Consider the following 8,570-nt stretch of genomic DNA (forward strand, 5'->3'; position numbering starts at 1 on the left):
AACCCAACAAGGAGTTTCGGATTCTTACACAGCCTGAGGATCGGTCAATGGATCCTTAACTGATCGGCATTAGCCTCTGGCGCCTTTTTTCATGTCGCCAAGTCTACCTCAGGCCACCGGTGTGAAGCGGCTCACCACCTGTCCCTGATGTTCAATCCACTCCATGAACATGGCGACGGGGCGGGCATAGACCTGACCATCCTGTTCGGATTGATAGATCACCAGCTGCTCCTGGGTTTCGGTGTGCAAGGCCAGGGCCAGAACCTGGTAATAGCCCCCCTTGAAATGGCGGTAGCGACCGGTGGCGGGTGCCTGCATGAGTAAACCTCGAGAGCGGGAAGATGAGCCCCCGTGCCTGCGTGCTCCCCTGGCAGACCGACGGGTCGGGGCCTTTTTTACCCCAGCCAATCGTGCCAGATGGGGGAGATATTTCAATACACTCATGTTGCTTTATGAATCTGCTCCTCATCTTTCACTGATCTACCAAAGAGAGGCAAACGATCATGCTGAATTTAACATTTCAACAACCCTGTTTCAGGGGTAAATATCAGGGATTTATTCCATAAATTAGATTGTTCTAGCATTCAATTCTGTGAAGAATAGGGGCAGAGAAATTTGATACTAAAAACAGCTTTTCTGCCAACGCGCCCCACGGGGAAGGAATCACGCTCACCATGTTCACTATCGACAAGTCGCACAAGCTCGACGATGTCTGCTATGACATCCGCGGCCCGGTGCACAAAGAAGCTCGCCGTCTCGAAGACGAAGGTCACCGTATCATCAAGCTCAACATCGGCAATCCGGCCCCGTTTGGCTTCGAAGCACCGGAGGAGATCATCAAGGATGTGATCCTCAACATGCCCCAGAGCCAGGGCTACTGCGACTCCAAGGGGCTCTTCTCCGCCCGCAAGGCGGTGATGCAGTACTACCAGCAAAAAGGGATGCGCAAGGTCGACATCGACGACATCTACATCGGCAACGGTGCGAGCGAGCTCATCGTGATGGCGATGCAGGCGCTGCTCAACAACGGCGACGAGATGCTGGTGCCCTCCCCCGACTACCCGCTCTGGACCGCGGCCGTCACCCTCTCCGGCGGCCATGCGGTGCACTACCGCTGTGACGAAGGGGCTGACTGGTATCCGGATCTCGACGACATCCGCGCCCGCATCACCCCGCGTACCCGCGGCCTGGTGCTGATCAACCCCAACAACCCGACCGGCGCCGTCTACGGCAGCGAATTTTTGCTTGAAGTGATCGAGATCGCCCGTCAGCACAACCTCATCATCTTCGCCGACGAAATTTACGACAAGATCCTCTACGACGATATCTCCCACACCAGCGTCTGCACCCTGTGCGACGATGTGATGGTGGTGACCTTCAACGGCCTCTCCAAGGCCTACCGCGCCTGTGGCTTCCGCCAGGGCTGGATGGTCATCACCGGTCCCAAGGGTCGTGCCAAGGGCTATATCGAGGGGCTGGAGATGCTGGCCTCCATGCGGCTGTGTGCCAACGTGCCCATGCAGCACGCCATCCAGACCGCCCTTGGGGGCTACCAGAGCATCAACGAGCTGATCCTGCCGGGGGGCCGCCTGCGTCGCCAGCGGGACAAAGCCTGGGAGCTTTTGAACGAGATCCCCGGTGTCTCCTGCGTCAAGCCCAAGGGGGCGCTCTACATGTTCCCGCGCCTCGACCCCAAGGTGTACGACATCCGCGATGACCAGAAGATGGTGTTCGACCTGCTGCAGCAGGAGAAGCTCCTGCTGGTGCAAGGTACCGGCTTCAACTGGCCTGCACCGGATCACTTCCGCCTGGTGTTCCTGCCCCGGGAAGAGGAGCTGGAAGAGGCCATCGGTCGCCTCGCCCGCTTCCTCAAGGGCTACAAGCAGTAAGCAAGGCTCATGAAAAAGGCTCCCGCGGGAGCCTTTTTGTTGTCTGTCGTTTTCTATTCGCGCCATCAGCCGTGCAGCAGGGCCCCGGCCACCAGCACCGCCATGGTGATGAGGGCCACCCCGATGATGAAGGGCAGCACCCAGCGCACGAAGCGATCGTAGGGGATCCTGGCGAGCGCCAGCCCCGCCACCAGGTGAGCGGCGGTGGGGGCGAACAGGTTGATCCAGCCGGAGGCGGACTGATAGGCGGTGATCACCAGATCCCGCGAGATGCCGGAGAAGTCCGCCAGCGGCCCCATCAACGGCATGGAGACGGTCGCGAGCCCCGAGGTGGAGGGAATGAAGAAGCTCAGGATGATGTGCACCAGATAGGCCATCAGGATGAAGACCGACGACGACAGCCCGCTCACCAGTCCCTCGGCCCAGTGCAAGATGGTGTCGATGATGACGCCGTGCTCCATCACCACATAGATGCCGCGCGCCACCGCTACCACCAGGGCAACCCCGATGAGATCCCGCGCCCCGTTCAGGAAGGTCGCCACGTAGTTGGACTCCGGCATCCGGTTGATGAGGGCAATCAGGATGGAGGCGCTGAAGAAGAGGGTGGAGAGCTCGTCAAACCACCAGCCCAGGGTGGGCAACAGATCGATGCCCAGATCCGACCAGGGCACCACCGCATAGATCATCAGCAGGAAGGTGCCGAAGAAGACCAGCATGGTGAGCTTCTGCTTGCCGCTGAAGGCGAGGTTGCCGCTCTTCATCTGGGAGAACTCGTCGTCATAAACGATATCGGCCAGCACGGAGCGGGACTTGTCCTGCTGCACCTGCCTGGCGTAGCGCATCACGAACCAAGAGGCGAAGATCACCAGCAGCAGCCACTGGATGACCCGCAGACCTATCCCCTCACCGATGGGGATACCCGCAAAGCCGGAGGCGATGCCGGTGGCAAACGGATTGACGGTGGAGGCGAGCACCCCGACCCCGGAGCCGAGCAGGATGATCCCGGCCGCCACCATGCGATCGAAGCCCGCCGCCATCATCACCGGCACGATGAGTGCCCAGAAGGCCACCGTCTCCTCCGCCATGCCGAAGGTGGAGCCACCCAGGGCGAACAGGGCGATCAGCACCGGGATGAGCAGTCGCTCGCGCCCGGCGAAGGTGCGCACTATGGCCCCGACCCCGGCATCGAGCGCCCCGCTTTGCATGGTCACCGCCAGAAAGCCGCCGATGATGAGCACGAACAGTGCCACGTCCGCCGCCTTGTGAAAGCCCTGGATGGGCGCCTTGAGCACATCGAATACCCCCTGGGGTTGGGAGGGGAGCTCGGTGTAACTGCCGGGTACCGGCAGCAATCGCTCGTCACCGCCGTAGTCGGCCGCGGCCGCCGCCGCAACCGGCTGCTGGGTCTTGGCCGTCACATAGTTGTATTTGCCCGCCGGCAGCACCCAGGTGAGGGCCGCCATCAGGGCGATGATGATGAAAAGCAGGGTATAAACCGTGGGGAGCTGGCGCTTCTTGGGCGCCTCATGGGATGTGGTCATGACTTTCGTACCTCGGCGGTGCCGTCTGTGATCCGGACAGCGCAAGCCTAGCGGGTTTGTTCGGGGAAAAAGGTGATCGCGGATAATAAACCTGAGGCAACTGGTTGAGTCTGCTGCAAAAAAACAGGGCCCCGCAGGGCCCTGTCTGTGCTGACGACCGACTTACAGCTCGACCACGTCGAATTGCACGTCCGGATTCACGTCCGCATCGTAGTCCACCTCGTCCAGCCCGAAACCGAACAGGCGCAGGAACTCCTGCTTGTAGCCGGTGTAGTCGGTCAGTTCACTGAGGTTCTCGGTGGTGATGGAGGGCCAGAGATCACGGCAGGTCTGCTGCACGTCTTCACGCAGTTCCCAGTCATCCATGCGGATGCGGGCCTGCTCGTCCAGCGCCATGTCGGCGCCGTACAGGCGGGTGCGCATCATGCGGTCCACCTGCTCCATGCAACCCTCGTGGATGCCCTTCTCCTTCATGATCTTGAAGGCCATGGAGATGTAGAGCGGCATCACGGGAATGGCAGAGGAGGCCTGGGTCACCACGGATTTGAGCACGGCCACGTGGGCGGTCCCCCCCTTGGCAGCCAGATCACCACGGATGGCGGTGGCGGCGCGGTCCAGATCTTCCTTGGCGCGCCCCAGGGTGCCATGCCAGTAGATGGGCCAGGTCAGGTCGGTACCGATGTAGGAGTAGGCCACGGACTTGGCGCCGTCAGCCAGCACACCCGCATCGCGCAGAGCCGCCATCCACAGCTCCCAGTCCTGGCCGCCCATGACGGTGATGGTGCTCTGGATCTCTTCCTCATTCGCCGGCTCGACGGTGGCGGTGATGATCTGATCCTTGTTGGTGTCGATGGCGGTGGAGGTGTAGACCTCGCCGATAGGTTTGAGGGCGGAGCGCACCACTTCGCCGGTGTCCGGCAGCTTGCGCACCGGAGAGGCCAGGGAGTAGACCACCAGATCGATTTGACCCAGATCCTGCTTGATGAGCTCGATCACCTTGGCACGGCACTCGTGGGAGAAGGCGTCACCGTTGACGCTCTTGGCGTACAGGCCGGCCTCTTTGGCGGCCTTGTCGAAGGCGGCGGAATTGTACCAGCCGGCGGAGCCCGTCTTGGTCTCGGAGCTCGGCTTTTCGAAGAAGACACCGATGGTGGCAGCTCCGCTGCCGAAGGCTGCGGCAATGCGAGAGGCCAGACCATAGCCGGTGGAAGCGCCGATCACCAGCACCTTCTTGGGGCCATTCTCGATGGCGCCCTTGGCTTGGGTGTAAGCGATCTGGCGACGAACATTGGCTTCACAACCGACCGGGTGGGTGGTGGTGCAGATAAAGCCGCGAACCTTGGGTTTGATGATCATGTGCTGTCTCTTATCCGTTTGATGGATGAAATCGGGGCATAAGATACCTCATTGCGGCCCGTTATGGTGCTCTGATGTGTTGAACTGCGGGGAAACAGGCAGGGATCCGTCGCTTTATGCAGCCATAGCACACCCATTGCGCAGGAGATTTCCCCGCCATGGACCAGAGAGAGGCAACGTGAGGACCGGAATGTCACACCCGGAACGAGGCCGTTGTCTGACCTTGCGCCATGTACTAGTGTGCAAGGAAGAGGATTCAAGGAGGAGTCTATGTCACGCATGCTGGTCATCTCTCTCGCCTGCCTGGGGCTTGCCACCGTCCCCGTTGTCCAGGCGGCTGTCTATCAATGCGCCCGCGATGGGCAGATCACCTTCAGCGACATCCCCTGCAGCAGCGACGCCAAACCCATGGCACTCAATGTCTATACCCCCTCCCCCGAGGCGGTGGAGCAGGCGGCCAACCAGACCCGGGAGATAGAGCAGAGCCTGGCGAACGGCCAGAAACAACGCCAGGCCGAGGCGCTGCGCACCGAGATCGAGGCCAAAAAGCAGAAGATGAACAACGAGATGACCCAGATCACGGAGAACAAGGCAAGATCCCGCAATGTCTCGGCAGAGATGCAATCGGTCACTACCCGATATCAGAAAGAGATTGAGTCCCTGAACCAGAAACTCTCCACCTTGCAGGCAAAATAAACACTCCCTGTTTCGGGACAGAAAATATACCGAAGTGGCAATGTCGTCACGAGTTCACACATGCCGCACATCCAGAACATCACCCCCTTGGCCGTTTATTTCTCACACCAGAGGATCAGATAGCGGCTTTTTCCCGATCCCCGTAGCCACCTAATTTCACCGCGTTCCAGAAGACTCAACTTTATCCCCACCGAGATCCCTGACGTGCCACAGGGTTCATACGAGGGCGATATATAGGGGCATCGTGACAATTGTCAGTGCCAAAAGAGGCGCCTTCATGCCAATATTCCCTGGGGCCCAAAGCGGTCCACGAGATAAATAACCTTGGTACGAGACCCTACAATTAAGAAGCTATTTATCAACATTGAAAAATAAAAAGTTAATTTGAGTACGATGACGACTCATCAGGACGCAATGCTATTGTTAATTTACTCATATTTGGTCGTTATCCCATTCAAGGGTCTCATGGAGGAGCGCTGTCATGTTCTGGAATCAAAAAGCAAGCAAGGAAGCCAGTGAGCAAGCGGCAAGGGTGGTGGAACTGGGGGCATTTGAACAGGCTATCCAGTTGCAGGTCCCTTCGTCCAGTTCACCCCGGCGGGAGTGGTCACCTTCGCCAACGCGCTGTTTCTCAAGATCGTGGGATTTGAACGTGACGAGGTGATCGGCAAGCATCACAGCACCCTCTGCTTCCCCGACGACGTCAATACCCGGGATTACGAGACCTTGTGGCAGGATCTGCGCCACGGCGTCTCCCGCAGCGGCCGCTTCATTCGCCAGTCGAAATCCGGCAAGGCCGTGTGGCTGGAGGCGACCTATTTCCCCATCGTGATCGACGGCAAGGTGGTGCGGATCGCCAAGGTCGCCTCCGACGTGACCCAGCAGCAATCCACTCTGGAGCGCACCCAGGCCCTGCTGGCAGCGCTGGACAAGTCCCTGGCGGTCATTGATTTCCAACCCGATGGCACCGTCATCACCGCCAACCAGAATTTCCTCAACTGCTTTGGCTATCGGCTGGAAGAGGTGGTCGGCAAGCATCATCGCCTCTTCTGTGACAGCGATTTCTACCAGAACAACCCCCATTTTTGGCAGGATCTCGGCTCGGGCGACATCAAATCAGGGCTTTTCATGCGCCTGGGTCACCGGGGGGAGAAGATCTGGCTGGAGGCCACCTACAACCCCATCTTCAACCACGAGGGCAAGGTGGTCAAAATCATCAAGCTGGCGAGCAACATCACCGAGCGGGTTGAGAAATCCATCTCCACCCGGGAAGCGGCCCAGAAGGCGTGTGCCATCGCCAGCGAAACCGTCGCGAGCGCCGCCAGGGGACGGGAGGTCATCGACAGGGTGCTCGACACCTCCTCTCACATCAACACCTCGGTCAATGCGGTCAGCAAGCAGATAGAGCAGCTCAACCAGCAATCCAGGAGCATCGAATCCATCATCTCCACCATCAGCGGCATCGCGGATCAGACCAACCTCCTGGCCCTCAACGCCGCCATCGAGGCGGCCCGCGCCGGGGAACAGGGACGGGGATTCGCGGTCGTGGCCGACGAGGTGAGGCAACTGGCGGCGCGCACTTCCAGCTCCACCAGCGAGATCGTCACCGTCATCAAGCACAACTCGGAGATCACCTCCCAGATCACCCAGACCGTCTCCGTCGTCTCCGACAAGGCGGTGGCAGGTCAGGAGCAGGCCACCATCATCGCCGACGTCATCAAGGAGATCATCGAGGACGCCAACTCGGTGTCGGACACCGTCAAGAGCCTCTCCATCTGAGCAACAGCTGCCAATGACAACGGGGGGCCCAGGCCCCCGTTGTCATTGCTGTCCGCCCACCCGACACCCGCTCAGCCATCCCCCAGGAGATAGTGTCTGGCTTCCTCGTCCGCCAGCGCGAGGGCGATGTCCCATAGCGCGGCGATGCAGAGCCCTTCCTCCCCCACAGCCTCCTCTTCCAGCGCCTCCAGGGCTCTGGCATCGGCCAGGGTAAAGGGGGGATGGCTCAACAGGCTTTTGGCAGCGGCCAGCAAGTGCATGTCGCTCATCGGTCGGCTCCTTCTTCGACAGCGTGTTTCCCTGCCCAGACTGTAGCCCAATGGCGGCGACTCATCCCCCGGTGGCGACGGCCTGCGCACGCTTCCTGCCGGACGGTAGCTGGCCAACCCCGATGCCGACCAGCACGGCGGCGCAGGCCACCCATTGCAGGGCCGTGAGCGTCTCTCCCAGCAGCAGATAGGCGAGCAGCAGGGTAAAGACCGGTATGAGGTTCACATAGGCCGCCGCCAGGGTCACCTTCACCTGGGTCACCGACCAGTTGTAGAGCAGGTAGGCACCAAGTGTCACGAAGGCGCCGAGGAAGAGGATGACCCCCATGTCCTGCCAGGCCCAGCTCGCGGGCCAGGGCGCACTGAAGGCAAAGGGCGCGAAGAAGAGCATGCCGACGAAGGCCTGCAACGCCGTCAGTGTCATCACGCCGTAGCGGCTGGAGAGCTTTTTGAATACCACGGAATAGGTGGCGGCGCAGAGCATGGCGCCCATCTCCAGGCTGTTGCCGAGCAGGGCGTTGGGGGCGAACTCGTCGGCGCCCTCCCCCAACCCCAGCAGGGCGATGCCAACGATGGCGATGGCAAAGCCCAGCAGCTGGCGGCGACTCACCCGCTCTCCAAGCAGCACGAAGGCCACCAGAGCCACCATCAGGGGAAGCAGGGCACAGACCATACCTGCCTGGCCGGCACTGGTGTAACGCAGGGCGTTGACTTCAAGAAGAAAGTAGAGGCAGGGCTCAAGCGCCCCCATCAGGGCCAACCAGCGCCAATCCCCCTTCTGGTAAGTGACGCGGCCAAGCTGGCGGTAGCAGAGCAGCCAGCAACAGGACGCCACCCCCATCCGCATGAAGAGCACCTGACCGAAGGACCAGATTTCCAGCACATGTTTGAGGGCGATGAAGGAGCTGGACCAGAGCAGCATGGCCAGGGTCAGCGTCAGGACGGGTAAAGGGCGCACAATGCCTCCATCTTAAATGCGAAAGGGGACTCCCTCCGACGTAGGTGGGAGGGGAATTTCGCCGGGGCGTCAGCCCCGCTGG

7 protein-coding genes and 2 pseudogenes are annotated in these 8,570 nt (G+C 60.4%); 4 read left to right on the forward strand and 5 right to left on the reverse strand.

Annotation, left to right across the window (positions count from 1 at the left end; genetic code table 11):
• Positions 1-108 precede the first annotated feature (108 nt).
• Complete coding sequence (locus PG892_RS20250) at positions 109-318, reverse strand: DUF1653 domain-containing protein (RefSeq protein WP_010674028.1); 210 nt, start codon at positions 316-318, stop codon at positions 109-111.
• Between the two features lie 356 nt (positions 319-674).
• On the opposite strand from PG892_RS20250, the gene PG892_RS20255 reads away from it, so the two are divergent.
• Positions 675-1,889 carry a pyridoxal phosphate-dependent aminotransferase gene (locus PG892_RS20255; protein WP_005302243.1) on the forward strand — a complete coding sequence of 405 codons (1,215 nt, stop codon included), beginning with the start codon at positions 675-677 and terminating at the stop codon, positions 1,887-1,889.
• Between the two features lie 65 nt (positions 1,890-1,954).
• Here the strand turns inward: PG892_RS20255 and PG892_RS20260 are convergent, their stop codons facing one another.
• Positions 1,955-3,430 carry a YfcC family protein gene (locus PG892_RS20260; protein ID WP_124813229.1) on the reverse strand — a complete coding sequence of 492 codons (1,476 nt, stop codon included), beginning with the start codon at positions 3,428-3,430 and terminating at the stop codon, positions 1,955-1,957.
• Positions 3,431-3,592: 162 nt separating this feature from the next.
• Complete coding sequence (gene fabV, locus PG892_RS20265) at positions 3,593-4,786, reverse strand: enoyl-ACP reductase FabV (protein WP_124813231.1); 1,194 nt, start codon at positions 4,784-4,786, stop codon at positions 3,593-3,595.
• A 270-nt stretch (positions 4,787-5,056) separates the two neighbouring features.
• Here fabV and PG892_RS20270 point away from each other — a divergent pair, with 270 nt between their 5' ends.
• The 3 genes and pseudogenes from PG892_RS20270 to PG892_RS20280 form a co-directional block, all read left to right on the forward strand.
• Entirely contained in the window at positions 5,057-5,482 is a 426-nt protein-coding gene (locus PG892_RS20270) for a DUF4124 domain-containing protein (RefSeq protein ID WP_039038680.1), read from the forward strand.
• A gap of 603 nt (positions 5,483-6,085) precedes the next feature.
• Positions 6,086-6,673 (forward strand): annotated as a pseudogene (locus PG892_RS20275) (PAS domain-containing protein); the annotation flags it as partial.
• A 228-nt stretch (positions 6,674-6,901) separates the two neighbouring features.
• Positions 6,902-7,261 (forward strand): annotated as a pseudogene (locus PG892_RS20280) (methyl-accepting chemotaxis protein); the annotation flags it as partial.
• A gap of 71 nt (positions 7,262-7,332) precedes the next feature.
• Here PG892_RS20280 and PG892_RS20285 read toward each other — a convergent pair.
• Positions 7,333-7,530 carry a hypothetical protein gene (locus PG892_RS20285; RefSeq protein WP_039038678.1) on the reverse strand — a complete coding sequence of 66 codons (198 nt, stop codon included), beginning with the start codon at positions 7,528-7,530 and terminating at the stop codon, positions 7,333-7,335.
• Positions 7,531-7,591: 61 nt separating this feature from the next.
• The gene (locus PG892_RS20290) at positions 7,592-8,488 is read right to left on the reverse strand and encodes a DMT family transporter (RefSeq protein WP_069784649.1); all 897 of its coding nucleotides are present in this window, start codon (positions 8,486-8,488) and stop codon (positions 7,592-7,594) included.
• Between the last annotated feature and the right edge of the window lie 82 nt (positions 8,489-8,570).

The sequence above is a fragment of the Aeromonas sp. QDB68 genome (assembly GCF_027707405.1).
In the GTDB taxonomy this organism is placed as follows: domain Bacteria; phylum Pseudomonadota; class Gammaproteobacteria; order Enterobacterales; family Aeromonadaceae; genus Aeromonas; species Aeromonas caviae.

Coding starts and splice junctions, on each gene's coding strand:
- fabV (WP_124813231.1), bottom strand. CDS start 4,786: ATGATCATCAAACCCAAGGTTCGCGGCTTTATCTGCACCACCACCCAC.
- PG892_RS20270 (WP_039038680.1), top strand. CDS start 5,057: ATGTCACGCATGCTGGTCATCTCTCTCGCCTGCCTGGGGCTTGCCACC.
- PG892_RS20285 (WP_039038678.1), bottom strand. CDS start 7,530: ATGAGCGACATGCACTTGCTGGCCGCTGCCAAAAGCCTGTTGAGCCAT.
- PG892_RS20255 (WP_005302243.1), top strand. CDS start 675: ATGTTCACTATCGACAAGTCGCACAAGCTCGACGATGTCTGCTATGAC.
- PG892_RS20250 (WP_010674028.1), bottom strand. CDS start 318: ATGCAGGCACCCGCCACCGGTCGCTACCGCCATTTCAAGGGGGGCTAT.
- PG892_RS20260 (WP_124813229.1), bottom strand. CDS start 3,430: ATGACCACATCCCATGAGGCGCCCAAGAAGCGCCAGCTCCCCACGGTT.